15 protein-coding genes and 1 pseudogene are annotated in these 21054 nt (G+C 70.9%); 8 read left to right on the top strand and 8 right to left on the bottom strand.

Annotation, left to right across the window (positions count from 1 at the left end; translation table 11 throughout):
* Positions 1-125: 125 nt before the first annotated feature.
* Positions 126-1448: pseudogene (locus ACZ4YL_RS12825) on the top strand (FAD-dependent oxidoreductase); the annotation flags it as partial.
* A gap of 114 nt (positions 1449-1562) precedes the next feature.
* Here ACZ4YL_RS12825 and hemE read toward each other — a convergent pair.
* Positions 1563-2627: a uroporphyrinogen decarboxylase gene (gene hemE / locus ACZ4YL_RS12820; RefSeq protein ID WP_468116106.1), complete on the bottom strand. Its 1065-nt coding sequence runs from the start codon at positions 2625-2627 to the stop codon at positions 1563-1565.
* Positions 2628-2718: 91 nt separating this feature from the next.
* Between hemE and ACZ4YL_RS12815 the strand changes: the two genes are divergently transcribed.
* The 4 genes from ACZ4YL_RS12815 to ACZ4YL_RS12800 all read left to right on the top strand — a co-directional run bounded on the left by ACZ4YL_RS12815 (position 2719) and on the right by ACZ4YL_RS12800 (position 6813).
* On the top strand, positions 2719-3375 hold the full coding sequence (locus ACZ4YL_RS12815) for a DUF3000 domain-containing protein (protein ID WP_052876936.1): 657 nt from the start codon (positions 2719-2721) through the stop codon (positions 3373-3375).
* Between the two features lie 273 nt (positions 3376-3648).
* Entirely contained in the window at positions 3649-4311 is a 663-nt protein-coding gene (locus tag ACZ4YL_RS12810) for a helix-turn-helix transcriptional regulator (RefSeq protein ID WP_007267191.1), read from the top strand.
* A gap of 161 nt (positions 4312-4472) precedes the next feature.
* Positions 4473-5756 (top strand): HRDC domain-containing protein, encoded by a 1284-nt coding sequence (locus ACZ4YL_RS12805; protein ID WP_468116103.1) that lies wholly within the window; start codon positions 4473-4475, stop codon positions 5754-5756.
* 331 nt (positions 5757-6087) lie between these two features.
* Positions 6088-6813, top strand: a complete 726-nt coding sequence (locus ACZ4YL_RS12800) for a hypothetical protein (protein WP_468116101.1) — start codon at positions 6088-6090, stop codon at positions 6811-6813.
* Positions 6814-6910: 97 nt separating this feature from the next.
* Here ACZ4YL_RS12800 and ACZ4YL_RS12795 read toward each other — a convergent pair whose 3' ends face one another.
* On the bottom strand, positions 6911-8077 hold the full coding sequence (locus ACZ4YL_RS12795; RefSeq protein WP_468116099.1) for an alpha/beta fold hydrolase: 1167 nt from the start codon (positions 8075-8077) through the stop codon (positions 6911-6913).
* A gap of 315 nt (positions 8078-8392) precedes the next feature.
* On the opposite strand from ACZ4YL_RS12795, the gene ACZ4YL_RS12790 reads away from it, so the two are divergent.
* The 3 genes from ACZ4YL_RS12790 to ACZ4YL_RS12780 all read left to right on the top strand — a co-directional run bounded on the left by ACZ4YL_RS12790 (position 8393) and on the right by ACZ4YL_RS12780 (position 12883).
* Complete coding sequence (locus ACZ4YL_RS12790) at positions 8393-9619, top strand: thiolase family protein (protein WP_202199161.1); 1227 nt, start codon at positions 8393-8395, stop codon at positions 9617-9619.
* Positions 9616-11754 carry a 3-hydroxyacyl-CoA dehydrogenase NAD-binding domain-containing protein gene (locus ACZ4YL_RS12785; protein WP_468116097.1) on the top strand — a complete coding sequence of 713 codons (2139 nt, stop codon included), beginning with the start codon at positions 9616-9618 and terminating at the stop codon, positions 11752-11754. The genes ACZ4YL_RS12790 and ACZ4YL_RS12785 overlap by 4 nt, the downstream gene beginning before the upstream one ends.
* Before the next feature lie 91 nt (positions 11755-11845).
* Complete coding sequence (locus tag ACZ4YL_RS12780) at positions 11846-12883, top strand: LCP family protein (RefSeq protein WP_468116095.1); 1038 nt, start codon at positions 11846-11848, stop codon at positions 12881-12883.
* Positions 12884-12916: 33 nt separating this feature from the next.
* On the opposite strand, the gene ACZ4YL_RS12775 is transcribed toward ACZ4YL_RS12780, so the two are convergent.
* The 6 genes from ACZ4YL_RS12775 to ACZ4YL_RS12750 all read right to left on the bottom strand — a co-directional run bounded on the left by ACZ4YL_RS12775 (position 12917) and on the right by ACZ4YL_RS12750 (position 21014).
* The gene (locus tag ACZ4YL_RS12775) at positions 12917-13726 is read right to left on the bottom strand and encodes a class I SAM-dependent methyltransferase (protein ID WP_468116093.1); all 810 of its coding nucleotides are present in this window, start codon (positions 13724-13726) and stop codon (positions 12917-12919) included.
* 108 nt (positions 13727-13834) lie between these two features.
* Positions 13835-15334, bottom strand: a complete 1500-nt coding sequence (locus ACZ4YL_RS12770) for an amino acid permease (protein ID WP_468116091.1) — start codon at positions 15332-15334, stop codon at positions 13835-13837.
* A 123-nt stretch (positions 15335-15457) separates the two neighbouring features.
* A complete protein-coding gene (gene dxs / locus ACZ4YL_RS12765) occupies positions 15458-17374 on the bottom strand; it encodes a 1-deoxy-D-xylulose-5-phosphate synthase (RefSeq protein WP_033217683.1) in 1917 nt (638 codons plus the stop codon).
* A 263-nt stretch (positions 17375-17637) separates the two neighbouring features.
* Entirely contained in the window at positions 17638-18927 is a 1290-nt protein-coding gene (locus ACZ4YL_RS12760) for a sugar ABC transporter permease (RefSeq protein ID WP_468116283.1), read from the bottom strand.
* Positions 18928-18953: 26 nt separating this feature from the next.
* Entirely contained in the window at positions 18954-19742 is a 789-nt protein-coding gene (locus tag ACZ4YL_RS12755) for an ATP-binding cassette domain-containing protein (protein ID WP_468116089.1), read from the bottom strand.
* A gap of 159 nt (positions 19743-19901) precedes the next feature.
* Entirely contained in the window at positions 19902-21014 is a 1113-nt protein-coding gene (locus tag ACZ4YL_RS12750; RefSeq protein ID WP_468116087.1) for a sugar ABC transporter substrate-binding protein, read from the bottom strand.
* Positions 21015-21054 lie beyond the last annotated feature (40 nt).

The raw sequence follows: 21054 nt of genomic DNA, 5'->3' as shown, positions 1-21054 counted from the left end.
CTCTTATCGCCGTCGCGCCGCCTGTTGGGGGGAGGAAGACGGACCTCGCATGCGCCTCCCCCCCCCCCCCCCCCTCCCCCTCGCCCCCCCCCCCCCCCCCCCCCCCCCCCCCCCCCCCCCCCCCCCAGGCCCGCAGGCTGAAGGGCTCGGCGGAACTGGAGATCGTGGCCTTCGAGCGCGGGCACTTCACCTCCTACTCGGCGTGCGGGATCCCGTACTGGGTCGGCGGTCAGGTCGCCGAGCGCGACGACCTGATCGCCCGTACTCCCGAGCAGCACCGGGCCCGGGACATCGATCTGCGCACGCGCACGGAGGTCGTGGAGCTCGACCTCGCCGGGTCCCGGGTCCGCGCCCGCGATCTGGACAGTGGATCGGAATCCTGGACGGACTACGACAAGCTGGTCCTCGCGACGGGCGCCCGCCCCGTCCGTCCCCGGCTCCCCGGCATCGGTGCGCACGGGGTCCACGGCATCCAGAGCCTGGACGACGGCCAGCGCCTGATGGACACCCTGCGGCGCACCGAGGGCCGCCGGGCCGTCGTGGTCGGCGCCGGCTACATCGGTGTGGAGATGGCGGAGGCCCTGGTGGCGCGGGGGTACGAGGTCACCGTCCTGCACCGGGGCGAGCAGCCGATGGCCACGCTGGACCCGGACATGGGCGGCCTGGTGCACAGCGCGATGAACCGGATGGGGATCCGCACGGTCTCCCGCGCCGAGGTGACGAAGATCCTCACCGACGAGGAGGGCCGGGCCCGGGCGGTGGCCACGTCGGCGGGCGAGGAGTACGAGGCGGACGTGGTCGTGCTCGGCATCGGCGTGGAGCCCCGCACCGCGCTGGCCCGCGCGGCCGGCCTCCCGCTCGGCCCTTCGGGCGGCATCCTCACCGACCTCTCGATGCGGGTCCGGGGGCACGAGAACATCTGGTCGGGCGGCGACTGCGTGGAGGTCCTGGACCTGGTCGCGGGCCTCACGCGGCACATCCCGCTGGGCACGCACGCCAACAAGCACGGCCAGGTCATCGGCTCGGGCGTGGGCGGCGGCTACGCGACCTTTCCCGGGGTGGTCGGGACGGCGGTCAGCAAGGTCTGCGACCTGGAGATCGCCCGTACGGGGCTGCGCGAGCGGGACGCGCTGGAGGCGGGCCTGCGGTTCGTGACGGCCACCATCACCTCCACCAATACGGCGGGCTACTACCCGGGCGCGGCGGAGATGACGGTGAAGATGCTGGCGGAACGCCGTACGGGCCGCCTCCTCGGGGTCCAGATCGTCGGCGGCGCGGGCGCGGCGAAGCGGGTGGACATCGCGGCGGTCGCCCTCACGGCGGGCATGACGGTGGACCGGATGGTGTCCCTGGACCTGGGCTACGCCCCGCCCTTCTCCCCGGTCTGGGACCCGATCCTGGTGGCGGCCCGCAAGGCGGTCTCGGCGGTCCGCTCGGCGGGGGTCTAGGAGCTCCTACCGGACCCGGTGCGCGGCCCGCGGTCGGATATGCGAAACGTCGGTCCGTGCCATGTCTTGCAGGGCACGGTACCGACGTTCTCGATCTTCTCGGGCGGGTCCGGATCAGCGGGCCGTCTGGGTGTGGACGTAGTCCACCAGGCGGGTCAGCGCGTCCGGGTCGGTCGTCGGGAGGACGCCGTGGCCCAGGTTGAAGACGTGGCCCTCCAGGCCGGCGGCGGCCGCGAGGACCTCGTCCGTCTTGGCCTCGACCGCCTCCGTGGTGGAGAAGAGCACGGCCGGGTCCAGGTTGCCCTGGAGCGCCTTGGCGGGGCCGACGCGGCGGACGGCCTCGTCCAGCGGGACCCGGTAGTCGACGCCCATGACGTCGGCGCCGGCCTCGCCCATCAGGCCGAGGAGCTCACCCGTGCCCACGCCGAAGTGGATCCGCGGGACTCCGTAGGAGGCGACGGACTCCAGGACCTTCGCGGACGCGGGCATCACCGAGCGGCGGTAGTCCGCCGGGGCTAGGGCGCCGACCCAGGAGTCGAAGAGCTGGACGGCGGAGGCGCCGGCCTCGATCTGGACCTTCAGGAAGGCGGAGGTGATCTCCGCGAGGCGGTCCAGGAGGTCGGCCCACAGCTGCGGGTCCCCGTACATGAGGGCCTTGGTGTGCTCGTGGTTCTTGGAAGGACCGCCCTCGACCAGGTAGCTCGCGAGGGTGAAAGGCGCGCCCGCGAATCCGATCAACGGCGTGGAGCCCAGTTCACCCGTGAGCATGCCGATCGCCTCGGTGACGTACGAGACGTCCTCCGGGGTGAGGTCGCGCAGCTGTGCGAGGTCCTCGCGGCGGCGGATCGGCTGGGCGACGACCGGGCCGATGCCCGGCTTGATGTCCAGGTCGACGCCGATGGCCTTCAGCGGGACCACGATGTCGGAGAAGAAGATCGCCGCGTCCACCTTGTGGCGGCGCACCGGCTGCAGCGTGATCTCGGTGACCAGGTCGGGCCGCATGCAGGACTCCAGCATCTGCGTGCCCTCGCGCAGCTTGCGGTACTCCGGCAGTGAGCGCCCCGCCTGCCGCATGAACCACACCGGGGTGTGCGGCACCGGCTCCCGCCGGCACGCCTTCAGGAAGGCGGAATCGTACGTCTGACTCGGCTGGCCCGTGGGGCGGGTGTTGGCGCTCACGACCCAAATCTTCGCACGTATGAAGAAGTGTCCGACCCGGCGAGGGTGTCCCTGCGCCGTACGGGCGCTCGTTCCGCCTAGTCTTCCCCGCATGGCTGCGGCTCAGGGACGATTTTCAGATGGCGCCGAGGGTATGGACAGCGCGAAGGAGAGCTCCGTCCCGCTCCCGTTCCGGCGGGCGGTCGACGGCTTGAAGAAGGCCCGGCTGCGTCCGGGGATCGAGATCGACCCCACGAAACCGCCCCAGAGACTGGCGCCGCACGCCTACGCACTGGAGGCCGCGGTCGTGGACGGCGAGGACGACCTGGCCGACGGCCGGCTGATCCTGCTCCACGATCCGGCCGGGCACGACGCCTGGCAGGGGACCTTCCGGCTGGTGACGCTGGTGCGCGCGGAGCTGGAGCCGGAGATGGCCGCGGACCCGCTGCTGCCCGAGGTGTGCTGGTCCTGGCTGACGGGGGCGCTGGAGGCGCGCGGGCTGGCGTACGGGGAGGCGAGCGGCACCGTGACCATGGCGGGCTCGCACTACTTCGGCGGGCTCGCGGAGCGGCGGCCGGCCACGCAGATCGAGATCAGAGCCTCGTGGACGCCGCGCGAGGGCGTGGGCGGGGTACCGGACACCTCGGCGCACCTGTCGGCGTGGTGCGAACTGCTGTGCCAGATCGCGGGGCTGCCGCCGGTGGGTCCGACGGACACGGCGACGGGTGTGGTCTCCCTGCCACAGCGTCGCGGTCCGCACCACCCGTAGCCACAGGGCCGGACGGCCGCCGGAATCGGCGCGCGACACAGAACGGCTGATCGAAGAACTGGGCGGACGGTCGAAACGCGGCGTCCCTTGTGGGCTTCTGATCAACCGATGATCGATCGTGCGTCCGAATTGCCCGAATTGTTACTCACCAAATCGTGATCATTCCCTAAAGCCGGGCGGGTGACGTGCCGAAGGAGTGGGTGACCATCCGCACGGTTCGCACCGGCTTCCTTCCCCGAGCCGGCCGTCCCGCCACTCCCCCAGGAGGCCTAGGTGTCCGTTCTTCTCGAGCAGCCCGCAAGCCTGGTCGCCTACCGCCCGAACAAGCCGACGGCCATGGTCGTCGTGGCCGACCCGCGCGTCCGCTCCACCGTGACCCGCCATCTGTGGGCCCTCGGAGTACGTGACGTGATCGAGGCGTCGTCCATCGCGGAGGCCCGCCCCCGCGTCGGCAGCCCGCGCGACATCTGCGTGGCCGACGTACACCTGCCCGACGGTTCCGGTCTCACCCTGCTCTCCGAGACCCGGGCCGCCGGCTGGCCCAACGGCCTGGCCCTGTCCGCCGCCGACGACATCGGCGCCGTGCGCAACGCCCTCGCGGGCGGCGTCAAGGGCTACGTCGTCACCGGTACGCGGACCAACATCGGGCTCCCCACCCGGCCCGGCGCCGCTCCCATCGGCGCTGCCGCCGCCCGTATGCACCGCCGCCCCCCGGGTGCCCCGAGCCACCCGGGCGGCTACCGAGAGCTCTCCGGCCGCGAGGTCGAGGTCCTGCGCCTCGTCGCGGAGGGCCAGTCCAACAAGGCCATCGGCGTCTCGATGGGCCTGTCCGCCCTGACCGTCAAGTCCCACCTCGCCCGGATCGCCCGCAAGCTGGGCACCGGTGACCGCGCCGGAATGGTCGCCGTGGCGCTGCGTACCGGGATCATCCACTGACCGCGGGCCGGAGCCCCCGGATATCCGCCTCGGAAGCCTGCGCCGGGAAACCTGGCGGGAGACCCCCGGAATACCCCGGGAAAACTCCCCGCATACCGCTCGCGCCCGTCGACGGAACGTTCCGGCGACGGGCGCGTCGTATACACGGATACCCTTGACCGGTGACCGACGCCCAAGATCCCGCAGCAGACCTGCGCACCACCACCGGGGGCGGCCCCTCGGACGACGTCGTTGTTCCGCCCGGTGGGCTGCCGACTCCCTTGCTGGAGCCCCGTGAGGGGATTCCTCCGGTGATCGCCGACGCGGACGCCCTCGCCGAAGTGGTCGCGGCCTTCGCCGCGGGCACCGGCCCCGTGGCCGTCGACGCCGAACGGGCCTCCGGATACCGCTACGGCCAGCGCGCCTACCTGGTGCAGCTGCGCCGTGAGGGTGCGGGGTCCGCGCTGATCGACCCGGTGGGCTGCCCCGACCTGTCCACACTGGGCGAAGCCCTGTCCGGCACCGAATGGATCCTGCACGCCGCCACCCAGGACCTGCCGTGCCTGCGCGAAATAGGCATGGTGCCCACCTCCCTGTTCGACACCGAGCTCGCCGGCCGCCTCGCCGGCTTCCCCCGGGTCGGACTCGGCGCGATGGTCGAGAGCGTGCTCGGCTACGCGCTGGAGAAGGGCCACTCCGCCGTCGACTGGTCCACCCGCCCGCTCCCCGAGCCGTGGCTGCGCTACGCCGCCCTGGACGTGGAGCTGCTGGTGGACCTGCGGGACGCGCTGGAGAAGGAACTGGACCGGCAGGGCAAGCTCGAATGGGCCCACCAGGAATTCGACGCCATCGCCTCCGCCCCGCCCGCCCCGCCGCGCAAGGACCCGTGGCGCCGTACGTCCGGCATGCACAAGGTGCGCCGGCGCCGGCAGATGGCGGTCGTACGGGAGCTGTGGGAGTCCCGGGACCGGATCGCGCAGCGGCGTGACGTGTCGCCGGGCAAGGTGCTGGGCGACGCCGCGATCGTCGAGGCCGCTCTCGCCCTGCCGGCCAACGTGCACACCCTGTCCGCCCTGCCCGGCTACGGGCAGCGGATGGGCCGCCGCCAGCTGGACCAGTGGATGGCCGCCGTGGACCGGGCGAAGGCCCTGCCCGAGAACGAGCTGCCGCAGCCCGGGGCCACCCCGGCCGGTCCCCCGCCGCCGCGCTCCTGGGTGGACAAGGATCCGGCGGCAGCGGCCCGGCTCTCGGCGGCCCGCACCGCCGTCTCGGCGCTGGCGGAGGCACTGAACCTGCCCCAGGAGAACCTGATCACCCCGGACACGGTGCGCCGGCTGTGCTGGGAGCCGCCGCAGCGGCCGCACGCGGACACGGTGGCGGAGGCCCTGGCGGGCTACGGTGCCCGGCCCTGGCAGATCGAACTGGTGACCCCGGCGCTGGTCACGGCCCTGGCCGCGACCGCCTGAACCGGCGGACCGCGATCCGGTCCCACCCGCAGGAGCCCCCGGCCCGGTGCCGGGGGCTCCGGCTGTTGATCGACCGCCGCGGCCGCGCACCGGGCCGTACGCTCAGCCGTCGAGTACCCGGTCTCCGCGGCGACGCGGGGGGCGGAGACGGTCGACGGAAGAGAGACGGGGCGCTGTGCATTTACAAGCCTTTCGCAACGGTGCCGTGGCGGCGTCGACGCTGCTCTTGGCAGCGGGAGCGGGGAGCGCGTCGGCCGCGCCGGCCCCGGATCCGCCCCGGCAGGTGCCGAGCGGTGCGGAGCTGTCGGTCAGGCCTGGGGAGCGGGTCGGTGTGACGACCGAGGCGATGCGGTCCGGGGATGCGTTCAGCGGTGTCCGGATAACCTCCCCGGCGTTCGCCGCCGACGGCACGTTCCGGATGGACGACAGCCTCCTCAAGGCGGTGGCGACGGTTTCCTGCACCGCCGGACCGGGCTCCTACGAAGTGCGGTTCGGCTCGGCGGTGGACGTGAACATCAGTGGGATCGACCGCCTGTGGGGCATCGTGCGGGTGGCGCCGGCCGATGCGGCGGAGCGGGCGGAGTGCGCGCGGCAGGTGGCCGCGCGGCCGCCGGAGTCCATGGAGGAGCGGTACCCCGAGGGCTCGGGGTGGCCGTCGGGGCCCTGGGACGTGCGCTCCGTGGAGCCCGGCGGGGAGCTGGAGGCCGGTGACGGCCTGGCGATGGGCCACGACGGCATGGTGAAGCTGACGTCCCCCGGGTTCACGCGGCCGTTCGTGATGCGCGGCGACAAGCTGGTCTCCGCCACGGTCCGCATCCGGTGCGCCGCGGAGCCCGGCCTCTACGTCGTGCACTGGAACGAGAAGGGCAAGCCCGCCAGGGAATGGGCCCGCTACCGGGTGACCCCAGCCGTCGGGGACCACTGCCGGGACCCGGAGGTCGCGCCCCGGGCGAGCGCGGTCCGGCAGGCGGCTCCCTGGCTGCTGGGCGCGGCCGGGGTCCTGGCCGCGGCGGGAGCCGTCGGCTACGTCGTCTTCCGCCGTATGCGCGAGGCCTGAACGAGCACGCGTGTCGCCGCGGACCGGAACGAAGCGGTTCCGCGGCCGCCGGAAGGCCCCCGCCCGCCTGCGAGCGGGGCCTCCTGGGAGGGCGTGGCTAGAGGGTGTCCGTGTAGGCGCCGTCCTCGTCCACGTAGTAGCTGCCCTTCTCCAGGTCGTCGACCTTCCCGTGCTTCAGCCACTGCCTGGACAGCCGGTGCAGGACCTTGGACTGGCGCTCCCAGACCATGGAGTGGCCGGCGCAGGACACCCGGAACATCAGTTTGCGGACCCCGGGGACCGCGTCGTAGAAGGCGGGGACCGAGAAGGTCGGCGAGTTCGCCGTCGCGTCGTGCTCGCCGTAGACGATCATCACGGGAACCTTGTCGCCGAGCACGCCGCCGATCGGGACGGTGTCCTGGTTCCAGCCCCACCAGTAGGAGTTGCGGAACCGCAGCACGCCCTCGGGTGCTCCGGCCGTCGGGCCGCCCCAGGCCTTGCCGAGGGGGTCGACGGCCATGAGCTCCTTCCACACCGCGTCGACCATGCCCGCCGCCCGCTGCTTCGGGGACCGCACCTCCTTGTCCCAGGCGCTTTCCAGGCCCGTCCTGCTGGACAGGTTCATCGGGAAGCCGAACAGGGAGGCCGGGGTGGACACGGGGAACGACGCCACCGGTGCGCCGAAGCTCTTCGGCGGTGCGCTGGCGCGGCCGGCGGGCGGGTAGACCGGCGCCAGGAGGAGCAGGCTCTCGACCTTCCCCGGGTTCTGGATCGCGTACGGCCCGAAGACGAAGGCGGCGGCGGACTGCCCGACGAGGGCGACCTTGGTGACGCCCTTCGTGGCCTTGATGTACTCGACGACCGCGTCGACCTCGCCCCACTCGCTCGCGGAGTTGCCGAGCTCGTGCGGGTAGGGCGGGGTGCAGGTGTACGTCAGCGGGTTCGGGTTCAGGATCTCCTGGTGCTGGGGGTTGGCGTTGCAGGGCTTGTCCATCTCCGGACGCGGCGACAGGCCGGAGCCCGTGAGCTCCATGAGGAACACGTCGAATCCGGCCTTGGCCAGGTGCTGCGCCCAGCTGTACTTGCCGTTGTCGTGCTGGAGGTCGAAGGCCACGACCGAGGGAACGCTCCGGCCGTGCAGCATCAGGACGGCCTTGCGCTGCGCGTTGGAGCCGGGTGGGGTGCCGTCGTACTCCCGCACGTACAGATGGACGGTCTGTCCCGCGTTGGCGGGCACCGCAGAGACGTGCTCGACCTGGTGCTTGATGGGTGGGGTGGTGGCCATTGCTCGCATCCTCCGTCGACCGGGCCGGAGGGGACGCTCCGGCCCGGTCAGGATCGGGACTGCCCGGGGACGGCGCCACGATCACGGCCGGGGGCCGGGTGTACGTGACCTGAACGGGTTGGCCGGACGGGTCCGATCGGTCGGGGCGAAGGGCCGCGGCGCCGCGGCCCGAGTGTGACCTTCGCCGCTCCTCCGGGAGGGGGTGTGCACATTGGTTACCCGCAAGTAGCATGGTCGGGTGAGCGGGCGCTCAGCGACGTACGCCGAACGCCCCCGCGCGCAGCAGTGCACACCCGCACCTGGAGGAGAGCCAACGTGCCTCGTACCGTCAGGGACGTCGTCTTCGTCGACGGCGTCCGCACCCCGTTCGGCAAGGCGGGCCCGAAGGGCATCTACCACGAGACCCGCGCCGACGACCTCGTCGTGAAGGCGATCCGGGAGCTGCTGCGCCGCAACCCGGACCTGGACCCCAAGAAGATCGACGAGGTCGCCATCGCCGCGACCACGCAGATCGGTGACCAGGGCCTGACGCTGGGCCGTACCGCCGGCATTCTCGCGGGCCTTCCGCAGTCCGTCCCGGGCTACTCCATCGACCGCATGTGCGCCGGCGCGCTGACCGCCGTGACCGCCGTCGCGGGCGGTGTGGCCTTCGGTGCCTACGACGTCGCCCTCGCCGGCGGTGTCGAGCACATGGGCCGCCACCCCATGGGCGAGGGCGTGGACCCGAACCCGCGCTTCGTCTCCGAGAAGCTGGTCGACGAGTCGGCCCTCTTCATGGGCATGACCGCCGAGAACCTGCACGACCGGTACCCGACGATCACCAAGCTCCGCGCCGACGAGTACGCCGTGCGCTCGCAGGAGAAGGCCGCCAAGGCGTACGCCGACGGCAAGATCCAGCAGGACCTGGTCCCGATCTCGGTGCGCAACACCAACGAGGCGGCCGGTGAGACGGGCTGGGGCCTGGTCACCACCGACGAGCCGATGCGCCCGGGCACCACGCTGGAGAACCTGGCCGGCCTGAAGACCCCGTTCCGTACGCACGGCCGGGTCACCGCGGGCAACGCCGCCGGTCTCAACGACGGTGCCACCGCCGCGATCATCGCGTCGGAGGACTTCGCCCGGGAGAACAACCTCCCGGTCAAGATGCGCCTGGTCTCGTACTCCTTCGCGGGTGTCGAGCCCGAGGTCATGGGCTACGGCCCGATCCCGGCCACCGAGAAGGCCCTGGCCCAGGCCGGCCTGACCATCGAGGACATCGGTCTCTTCGAGGTCAACGAGGCCTTCGCGGTCCAGGTCCTCGCGTTCCTGGAGCACTACGGCATCGCCGACGACGACGCCCGCGTGAACCAGTACGGCGGCGCCATCGCCTTCGGTCACCCGCTCGCCTCCTCGGGCGTGCGCCTGATGACGCAGCTGGCCCGTCAGTTCGAGGAGCAGCCGCACGTCCGCTACGGCCTGACCACCATGTGCGTCGGCTTCGGCATGGGCGCCACGGTCATCTGGGAGAACCCGAACTTCAACGCCGAGGGAGACTCCAAGTGAGCACCACCGCTGAGCTCCTGAAGGGCGCGGCCGAGCTGTTCCCGGACGAGGTCGTCACGTCCGCGCACGTCCGCCACCTGGACCTGCCGTTCGGCGCCGGGCGCTTCGCGCTCATCACGCTGGACAACGGCTTCGACCACACCAAGCCGACCACCTTCGGCCCGCAGTCGCTCGCCAACCTGAACGCGGCGATCGACCAGGTCGAGCAGGAGGCCCTCGCGGGCTCCATCGTCGGCGCGGGCATCACCGGCAAGCCGTTCATCTTCGCGGTCGGCGCCGACCTCAAGGGTGTCGAGCTGCTGAAGAAGCACGACGAGGCGCTCGCCATCGGCAAGGGCGGCCACGACGTCTTCAAGCGCCTCTCGGCGCTGGCGGTCCCGACCTTCGCGTACTACAACGGCGCGGCCATGGGCGGCGGCGTCGAGGTCGGTCTGCACTGCTCCTACCGCACCGTCTCGAAGGCCATCCCGGCTTTCTCGCTGCCCGAGGTCTTCCTCGGCCTGGTTCCCGGCTGGGGCGGCTGCGCCATCCTGCCGAACCTGATCGGCGCCGAGCGCGCGGTCTCGGTGATCATCGAGAACTCGCTCAACCAGAACAAGCAGCTGCGCGGCAAGCAGGTCTTCGACCTGGGCATCGCCGACGCGCTGTTCGAGGGCGCGGACTTCCTGGAGCAGTCGCTCCTGTGGACCGCGAACGTCCTGAACGGCACCACCGAGGTCGTCCGCGACGAGATCGACCGCGGCGAGGCCTGGGACGCGGCCGTCGCCAAGGGCCGCTCCATCGCGGACTCCAAGGTGCACGGCGCCGCTCCCGCCGCCTACCGCGCGCTGGACATCATCGCCGCGGCCAAGTCGGGCGACCTCCAGGCCGGCTTCGACGCCGAGGACACGGCGCTGGCCGACCTCATCATGGGCGGCGAGCTGCGCTCGGGCATCTACGCCTTCAACCTGGTGCAGAAGCGCGCCAAGCGCCCGGCCGGTGCCCCGGACAAGTCCCTGGCCCGTCCGGTCACCAAGGTCGGCGTCGTCGGCGCGGGCCTGATGGCCTCGCAGCTGGCGCTGCTCTTCCTGCGCCGCCTGGAGGTGCCGGTGGTCCTCACCGACATCGACCAGGAGCGCGTGGACAAGGGTGTGGGCTACGTCCACGCCGAGATCCAGAAGCTGCTCGGCAAGGGCCGCATCAACCAGGACAAGGCCAACCGCCTGACCGCCCTGGTGACCGGCGTCCTGGACAAGGCCGAGGGCTTCGCGGACGCGGACTTCATCATCGAGGCCGTGTTCGAGGAGATGTCCGTCAAGCAGAAGGTGTTCGCGGAGGTCGAGGCGGTCGCCCCGGCGCACGCGATCCTCGCCACCAACACCTCCTCGCTGTCGGTGTCGGAGATGGCCTCCAAGCTCCAGCACCCGGAGCGCGTGGTCGGCTTCCACTTCTTCAACCCGGTCGCGATCCTCCCGCTGCTGGAGATCGTCCGCGGTGAGCAGACCGACGACGCCTCGCTGGCCACGGCCTTCGGTGTCGCCAAGAAGCTGAAGAAGACCGCGGTCCTCACCAAGGACGCCCCGGCGTTCGTCGTGAACCGCATCCTGACCCGCTTCATGGGCGAGATCCAGAACGTCATCGACGAGGGCACCCCGGTCGTCACGGCGGAGAAGGCCATCGAGCCGCTCGGCCTGCCGATGTCCCCGCTGGTGCTCCTGGAGCTCGTGGGCCCGGCGATCGGTCTGCACGTCTCCGAGACCCTGAACCGCGCCTTCCCGGAGCGCTTCACCGTCTCCCCGAACCTTGCCGCGGTCGTCAAGGCCGGCAAGCGCGGCTTCTACGTCTACTCCGCCGAGAACAACTTCAAGCCGGAGCTGGACCCCGAGGTCGCCGCGCTCCTGGTCCAGGGCGATGTCGTCCTGACCGAGGAGCAGGTCCGCGACCGCGTCCTGGACGCGGTGGCGCAGGAGATCGGCCTGATGCTGGAGGAGGGTGTCGTGGCCGAGGCCCAGGACATCGACCTCTGCCTGATCACGGGCGCCGGCTGGCCCTTCCACCTGGGCGGCGTGACGCCGTACCTGGACCGTGAAGGCGTCTCGGAGCGCGTCAACGGCAAGAAGTTCCTCGCCCCCGGCCTCGCGAGCATCCCGGCCTAGTCCGGGTCTCCGAAGGCTGTTCGACGGCTCGGCCCGCCCCTTCCGGGGGGCGGGCCATCGCCGTTCGAATACCTGTCTAAGATTCACCCCCATGACGGAAAAGCACGCGCGGCCCAGGCGCCGCCGCCGCATTCTGCGGATCACCCTGCTGCTGGTCGCCGTGCTGATCCTGGGCACGGCCGGGGCGGGCTGGTGGACGTACAGCCACCTCAACTCCAACATCGACAGCGTCGACCTGGACCAGGCGATCGGTGACAACCGGCCCGCGAAGGTCGTCGCGAACGCCCAGAACATCCTGGTGCTCGGCTCCGACTCGCGCGCCGGGGCCAATGCCGATCTCGACCACGGCGATGTCAGCGGTGCCCGCTCGGACACCGCGATGCTGGTGCACATACCCGAGGGCCGGGCCAAGGCCACCGCGGTGAGCATCCCCCGCGACACCCTGATCACCCGGCCCGAGTGCAAGGACGGGAACGGCAAGACGCTGCCGTCCGCCAAGCGGGTCATGTTCAACTCCGTCTACTCGCTCGCCGGCCCGGCCTGTGTGGTCAACACCGTGGAGCAGCTGTCCGGTGTCCGCGTGGACCACTTCGTCGAGGTCGACTTCGCCGGCTTCAAGGGCCTGGTCGACGCGCTGGGCGGGGTAACCGTCACGCTGGACAAGCCGATGAGCGGCGCCAAGGGCGGCCTCAAGCTCGACGCGGGCACGCACCGGCTGGACGGCACCGACTCGCTGAAGTTCGTCCGTACCCGCTACGGCTACGGCGACGGCAGCGACCTCGGACGCATAGGCCTCCAGCAGCAGTTCATGCTGGCGATGCTGTCCGAGATCAAGAAGCAGGACGCCCTCGGCAACCCGGCGCGGCTCTACAAGCTCGCGGACGCCGGCACCAAGTCGCTGACCACCGACTCCGGCCTCGGCTCGCTCACGGCGCTCGCCGACTTCGCGCAGAGCATGAAGGGCGTGAACCCGGAGACGATGGAGACGATCATGCTGCCGGTCGCGTACGACAAGGTGGACCCCAACCGCGTGATCGTGGCCGAGCCGCAGGCGACGCAGCTGTGGGACGCCATTCGCAAGGACCAGCAGATCCCGGCCTCGGCGAAGAACTCCCCCGCCAAGGGCTGAACGAGGCCTGGGGGCCGCGTCCGCGGTCCGCCCTCACCCGGCGCGCCGCCCCCGGACCGCCCAGGCCCGGGCGGTGAGCGCGACGGATCCGCCCGGCCCGTACGGGACGGCCTCGCGGAGCACGTCCCGTACCCGCTCCCGGTCGGCCGCGGGCAGGGCGGCGAGGTATCCGGGGGCCGGGCCCTGCCCCGTCAGGAACGGTTCCCACAGGTCCGCGAAGTCGGCGAACACCGTGGGGACCTCGATCGGGGCGACCGCGACCTCGCCGAGCCCCGCGCGCGTCCACAGCGCGCGCAGTGCCTCCGGACGGCACGAGGGGAAGCGCCGGCGCTCGTCCAGCGCGGCCGCGGGCGGGTCCGCGAGGACTGCCGCGTCCCAGAAGAGCCGCAGGAGGTCCATGCCCTCCGCGTAGTCCCACACGTACGCCGCGACCAGGCCGCCCGGGCGGACCGAGCGGACCATCTCGGCGACGGCCGCGGCGGGCGGCGTGAGGAAGTTCAGGGTCAGGCCGCTGACCACCGCGTCGCACGCATCGTCGCGCACCGGCAGGGCCGTCGCGTCCGCCACGACCACGTGCGTCCCGGCCGTGGCCGCGTCCCGGGCCCAGGCGGCGTACCCCGGTGACCGGTCGACCGCCAGGACGTCACGGGGCCGGCACCGGGCGGCCACCGCCGCCGACAGCCCGCCGGTGCCGCATCCGACGTCGAGCCACCGCAGCCGGCCGGGGAGGCCGAGCCACGCGGTGAACCGCTCCGCGACGGGGCGGCTCCACCGGCCCATGTAGCGCTCGTAGCCGACCCCGGCCGTCCACACGTCGAACCGGTGCTCTTCCCTGTGCGTCATGGGCGCCCCCACACGGCTCCCGGACCTGGCGCCGCGGGTACGGCCGCGAGGGCCGTACGGGTTGCCCGCACGGCCCTCGCCGGTCCGCCGCGGCGGACGGGTCACCCGTCAGAACTCCGCGTTCTGGCCGACCTTGTGCAGCCGGCTGTTGCGGTAGCCGTAGGCGAAGTAGACGACGATGCCGATGGCCATCCAGACGCCGAAGCGCAGCCAGGTCTCGGCCGGCAGGTTGAGCATCAGCCAGAACGAGGCCGCGATCGACACGATCGGGACGAACGGCACCCACGGGGTGCGGAAGGACCGGTGCAGGTCGGGGCGGGTCTTGCGCAGGACGATCACGCCCAGTGCGACCACCACGAAGGCGAACAGGGTGCCGATGTTCACCAGTTCCGCGAGAGTCTCCAGGCTGGTGAAGCCCGCGACGACCGCGATGATCCCGCCGAGCAGCATGGTCGCCCGGTAGGGGGTGCGGTACTTCGGGTGCGTCACGGAGAAGACCCGCGGCAGCAGTCCGTCCCGGCTCATCGCGAAGAACACGCGGGTCTGACCGAGCAGCAGGATCATGCACACGGTGATCAGACCGACGGCGGCGCCGAGGCTGATGGCACCCGAGAAGAACGGCTGGTTCACCGATTTGAAGGCTTCGGCGAGCGGCGCGGTCGGGGACATCTCCGAGTACTTCTGCATGCCCGTGACCACCAGGGTCACGGCGACGTAGAGCACCGTGCAGACCAGCAGCGAGCCGAGGATGCCGCGCGGCATGTCCCGCTGGGGGTTCTTGGTCTCCTCGGCCGCCGTCGCCACCACGTCGAAGCCGATGAAGGCGAAGAAGATGAGCGAGGCCGCCGTGAAGATGCCCATGACGCCGAAGTTCGTGGGCTCGTAGCCGAAGAGCAGCTGGACCAGGGGCGAGTGCCAGCCGCTGACGCCCTCGGCCTGGGGCTGGGCCGGCGGGATGAACGGCGAGTAGTTGTCGGCCTTGATGAAGAACAGGCCCGCGACGATGACCAGCAGCACGACCGTGACCTTGATGGCGACGACGACCGCGGTGATGCGGGCCGAGAGCTTCGTCCCGACGACCAGGATCCACGTCAGCACCAGGACCAGCAGGAACGCCAGCACGTCGAAGTGGCCGCCGGCATCGGGGCCGGACAGGGAGGTCGGCAGGGTCCAGCCGAGGTTGGTGTCCATGAGGTGGCGCACGTACCCGGACCAGCCGACCGCGACCACGGCCGTGCCGAGTGCGAACTCCAGCACCAGGTCCCAGCCGATGATCCAGGCGGGCAGCTCACCGATCGAGGCGTACGAGAACGTGTACGCCGACCCGGCCACCGGGACGGTGGACGCGAACTCGGCGTAGCAGAGCGCCGCGAGGGCGCAGACGATGCCCGCTGCCACGAAGGCGAGGGCGGTAGCGGGACCGGCATTGTTCCGGGCGGCGATGCCCGTGAGGACGAAGATGCCGGTGCCGATGATGACGCCCACACCGAAGACCGTGAGGTCCCAGGCGGAGAGCGACTTGCGGAGCGCGTGTTCCGGCTCCTCCGTGTCGCGGATGGACTGCTCCACCGTCTTGGTGCGGAATGGGCTGTTCAGATCCTTGCTCACCGACGCCTCCGAGAGGTGACGACGCACGAACGGGCCGGGAGGCCCACCCTTCAAGAGTGATCTCCCGGCCCGTGACGTGCAACCGCGCGTCGATCTACGAACGGCGCGTGCGGCGAGTTCCGGCTAGTCGACGGCGGCGGCCGGCTCGCTGTCGTAGCGACCGTCCAGCTTGGCGACCAGGCCGGTGACCTGCCGGGCGATGTCCGGCGCGGTCAGGCCGATCTCGGCCATGATCTCCTTGCGGAGGGCGTGGTCGAGGAAGCGCTGCGGGATACCGAAGTCGCGCAGCGGTACGTCGACACCCGCGTCCCGCAGGGCCTGCGAGACGGCGGCGCCCACACCGCCGGTACGGCCGTTGTCCTCGACGGTGACGACCACGCGGTGCCGGTCCGCGAGCGGGGCCAGGGCCTCGTCCACGGGCTTGACCCAGCGGGGGTCGACCACGGTCGTGGAGATGCCCTGCTTGTCCAGCAGGTCGGCGATCTCCAGGCACATCGGGGCGAGCGCACCGACCGAGACGAGCAGTACGTCCGGACGGGTGACCTCGGCGCCCGGGGCGCGCAGGACGTCCATGCCGCCGATCCGGCCGACGGCCGGGACGGCCGGGCCGACGACGCCCTTGGAGTAGCGCACGACGGTCGGGGCGTCCTTGACCTCGACGGCCTCGCGGAGCTGGGCGCGCAGCTGCTCGGCGTCGCGCGGCGCGGCGAGCCGCAGGCCGGGGACGACCTGCAGGATGGACATGTCCCACATGCCGTTGTGGGAGGCGCCGTCGTCGCCGGTGACACCGGCGCGGTCCAGGACGAAGGTGACACCGCACTTGTGCAGGGCCACGTCCATCAGGACCTGGTCGAAGGCACGGTTGAGGAAGGTCGCGTACACCGCGAAGACCGGGTGGACCCCGCCGGTGGCCAGGCCCGCCGCCGAGGTGGCGCCGTGCTGCTCGGCGATGCCCACGTCGTAGATCCGGTTCGGGAAGGCCTCGGCGAACTTGTTGAGGCCGACCGGGTGGAGCATGGCGGCGGTGATGCCGACGATGTCCTCGCGCTCGTGGCCGAGCTTGACCATCTCGTCGGCGAAGACGGAGGTCCAGCTGGCGGCGGCGGTCTTCACCGGCAGGCCGGTGTCCGGGTGGATCACGCCGACCGCGTGGAAGCGGTCCGCCTCGTGCTCCAGGGCCGGGGTGTAGCCGCGGCCCTTCTGGGTGAGGCAGTGCACGATGACCGGGCCGCTGAAGCGCTTGGCGCGCTGCAGGGCGGACTCCAGGGCCTCGATGTCGTGGCCGTCGATGGGCCCGATGTACTTGAGCCCGAGGTCCTCGAACATGCCCTGCGGCGCGATGAAGTCCTTGAGGCCCTTCTTGGCGCCGTGCAGGGTTTCGAAGAGTGGCTTCCCGACGACGGGGGTGCGCTCCAGGATCTCCTTGCCGCGGGCCAGGAAGCGCTCGTAGCCGTCCGTGGTGCGCAGGGTCGCCAGGTGGTTCGCGAGGCCGCCGATGGTGGGGCCGTACGAGCGCTCGTTGTCGTTGACGACGATGACGAGCGGGCGGTCCTTGGCGGCGGCGATGTTGTTGAGCGCCTCCCAGGCCATGCCACCGGTCAGCGCGCCGTCGCCGATGACGGCGGCGACGTGGTGGTCCTCGCGGCCCAGCACCTCGTTGGCCTTGGCCAGGCCGTCGGCCCAGCCGAGCACGGTGGAGGCGTGCGAGTTCTCGATCACATCGTGGTCGGACTCGGCGCGCGAGGGGTAGCCCGACAGGCCGTTCTTGGTGCGCAGGCCGGCGAAGTCCTGGCGGCCCGTGAGCAGCTTGTGGACATAGGCCTGGTGGCCGGTGTCGAAGAGGACCTTGTCCTTGGGCGAGTCGAAGACCCGGTGCAGGGCGATCGTCAGTTCGACCACCCCGAGGTTGGGGCCGAGGTGCCCGCCGGTCTTGGAGACGGCGTCGACGAGGAAGGACCTGATCTCGGCCGCGAGCTGGTCGAGCTCCTCCTGGCTGAGCCGGTCCAGATCGCGCGGTCCCTTGATGCGGGTCAGCAGCACCCGTGCCTCCTTGCAGTTGCTTGCTGGTCTGTCGAGTCTAATGTTCCGCCCCCGGCCACGGTCATCGGGCCGTCCCGAGGGAGTCACACCTTTGTCATACATGTACGCACGACCTGACGGCCACACATCACATACGGGCGTATACCCGCACATGAGTACCTCGTACATGCACGCGCAGATGCCCGGCGCCACGAGAAGTGGCGCCGGGCACTGTGACCGGTCTTACCGCCGGATGTCACTCCGGCGGGCAGTCGGGCGCGCGATCAGGCGCGTCCGGCCGTCTTCTGGGTCTTGCGCGTCACCGAGTCGATCACCACGGTCGCCAGCAGCACCGCGCCGGTGATCATGTACTGGATCGGCGTCGCAATGCCTTCCAGGGCCAGACCGTACTGGATCGAGACGATGACCATGACGCCGAGGAGGGCGTTCCAGGTCCGGCCCCGGCCGCCGAAGAGGCTGGTGCCACCGATGACGGCCGCCGCGATCACGTTCATCAGCAGGTCGCCGGCACCGGCGCTCTGGTTGGCCGCCGCGATCTTGGAGGCCCAGAACAGGCCGCCGATGGCGGCGAAGGTGCTGGAGATCGCGAAGACCGTGATCCGGATCCGTGTGACGTTGATACCCGCACGGCGGGAGGCCTCGACGCTGCCACCCAGTGCGAAAACGTTTCGCCCGAAGGTCGTGCGGCGCAGCAGGAAGTCCGTGACGACCAGGGCCAGCAGGAAGAGCACCACCGCGAGCGGCAGGCCCTTGTACTGGTTGAACAGCACGGCGGGACCGAAGGTGCACAGCGCGAGCAGGCCGGTGCGCAGCAGGATCTCGGCGAGCGGGCGGGAGGGCATCCCGGCGGCCTCGCGGCGCCTCGCGTCGAAGAAGGAGGCGAGGAAGTAGCCGACCACCGCGAGCGCGGCCAGCCCGTAGGCGACGGCCACGTCCGAGAAGAAGTACGTGGTCAGCTGCCCGACCACACCGTCGGAGTCGATGTTGATCGTGCCGTTGCTGCCGAGGATCTGCAGCATCGCGCCGAGCCAGAAGAGCAGGCCCGACAGGGTGACGGCGAAGGCCGGGGCGCCGACCTTGGCGAAGAAGAAGCCGTGGATGGACCCGATCAGGGCACCTCCCACGATGGCCGCCAGGATGGCCAGCCATTCGTTCACGCCGTGCGTGACGGCCATGACTGCGACGATCGCGCCCGAGACACCGCTGACCGAGCCGACCGACAGGTCGATCTCACCGAGCAGCAGCACGAAGATGATGCCGATGGCGATCATGCCGGTGCCGGTCATCGTGATCGCGATGTTGGTCAGGTTCTCCGGGGAGAGGAAGTTCGAGTTCAACCCCTGGAAGATCGACCAGATGACGATCAGGCCGATGACGACCGGGAGGGAACCCAGGTCGCCCGCCTTCAGCTTCCGCTTGAACTCGCCCACGTACCCGGCGAGCCCCTCCTCCCTGACGAGCAGGCGGGGGTCCACGGCCGGGATCGCGTCGTGCGCGGCCGCGGGGTTGACCGGGTCGATGTGCTCCTGCTGCTCGACCGAGCCCTTGTCCAGTGGACCGGTGGCAGGGTTCTGGGTGCTCACTTGCCGGCCTCCGAGGTGCGGGCCGCCCGGCGGGTCACGGCGTTGTCCGTGGCACCGGTGATGGCGGAGATGATCTCTTCCTGCGAGGTGTCGGCGACGTTGAAGACACCGTTGTTGCGGCCCAGCCGCAGGACCGCCACCTTGTCGGCGACGGCCTTCACATCGGCCATGTTGTGGCTGATGAGGATGACGGCGTGACCGCGCTCGCGCAGCCGCTCCACCAGGTCGAGAACCTGTGCGGTCTGCTCGACGCCGAGGGCGGCGGTGGGCTCGTCGAGGATGACGAGCTGGGGCTCGCCCAGCATGGATCGGGCGATGGCCACGGTCTGGCGCTGACCGCCGGAGAGTGACGCGATGGGAATCCGGACACTGGGGATCCGGATGGACAGGGTGGTCAGGAGCTCGCGGGCGCGCCGCTCCATCTCCACCTCGTCGAGGATGCCGTAGCTCTTGAGCTCACGGCCGAGGAAGAGGTTGCCGACGACATCGATGTTGTCGCACAGCGCCAGGTCCTGGTAGACCGTCGCGATGCCCAGGTTCTGGGCGTCGTGGGGCTTGCCGATGGAAACCGCACGGCCTTCCCACTCGATGACTCCTTCATCGATGGGGTGCACGCCGGCGATCGTCTTGACCAGCGTGGACTTTCCGGCGCCGTTGTCGCCGACGAGGGCGACCACTTCACCGGAGTGGATCTCGAGTTCTACGTCGGTCAGGGCCTGAACGGCGCCGAACCGCTTCGAGACCCCTCGCAACGCCAGCACGGGCGCAGCGGACACATGAACCATCTCCTTCGCCGCCTGACCGGCGGGGATGTCGTGCAGAAGAGCAGGAGCGGGGCGAATGGGGGAACGTTTCTGCCCGGCGCCCCGCCGGGTGGCGGGGAGAGAGTGGCGGGGCGCCGGTCAGGCACGGGGGGCCGCCTCGCGGGGAGGCGACGGGGGCCGCTACTTCAGGCCGGCGGCGGCGCAGGCCGCCGCGTACTTGTCGGTGCAGATCTCGTCCACCGTGTAGACGCCGTCCTTGACGACGGTGTCCTTGATGTTGCCCTTGGTCAGCGAGACGACCGGGATCAGGACGGACGCGACACCCTTGGTGGTCGGGCTGTCGACCGTGGACGTGGTGCCTTCGGCCTTTCCGCCCTTGGCGAGGGAGACGGCCATCTTCGCGGCGGCCTCGGCCTCGGGGGCGTACGGCTTGTAGACGCTCATGAACTGCTCGCCCGCGACGATCCGCTGCACACCGGCGAGTTCTGCGTCCTGGCCGGTGACCGGCGGCAGGGGGGAGACGCCGGCGGCCTTGAGGGCGGTGATGATGCCGCCGGCCATGCCGTCGTTGGCGGAGTAGACGCCGACGACCTTGTCCTTGCCGAGCGCGGAGAGCGCGGCCGCCATGTTGGTGTTGGCGTTCTCCGGCTTCCACTCGACGGTGTCGTACTCCTTGCCGACGTTCACCTTGCCGTCGAGCTCGGAGTGCGCGCCGGACTTGAAGAGCTTGGCGTTCGGGTCGGTGACCGAACCGTTCATCATGACGACCTGGCCGTCCTTGGCCTTGTCGCCCAGCGCCTCCAGCAGGGCCTTGCCCTGGACCTTGCCGACCTCTTCGTTGTCGAAGGAGGTGTACGCGTCGATCGGGCCCTCTGCCAGGCGGTCGTAGGCGACGACCGGGATGCCGGCCTCCTTGGCCTTCTTGACCGAGCCGGCGATGGCCTTGGAGTCCACCGCGTCGATGATCAGGACGTCCACCTTGTTGGTGATCATCGTGTCGACCTGGGAGTTCTGCGTGGTCGCGTCCTGCTTGGCGTTCGCGTAGACGACCTTGCCCTTGCCGCCGGTGAGCTCGGCGACCTTCTTCTCGATCAGCGGCTTGTCGAACTTCTCGTAACGCGCGGTCTGGTTCTCCGGCAGGAGCAGACCGACCTTGATCTCGTCGCCCTTGGCAGCGCCGGAGGACGCCTTCGTCGTGTCGCCGGCCTCCTTCGCACTGCCACAAGCGGCGAGCGAAACGGCCATGGCACCAGCGGCTACAGCTACGGCGGCTCTGCGCATACGCGTGTTCATTACTTGAACCTCCCTGACGAGGCCGCAGCGGCGCGGCCGA

It is taken from the genome of Streptomyces sp. NPDC030021, assembly GCF_055574035.1.
Note: the sequence above shows the minus strand (reverse complement) of the source record. Positions and strands in the feature narration are given on the sequence as shown.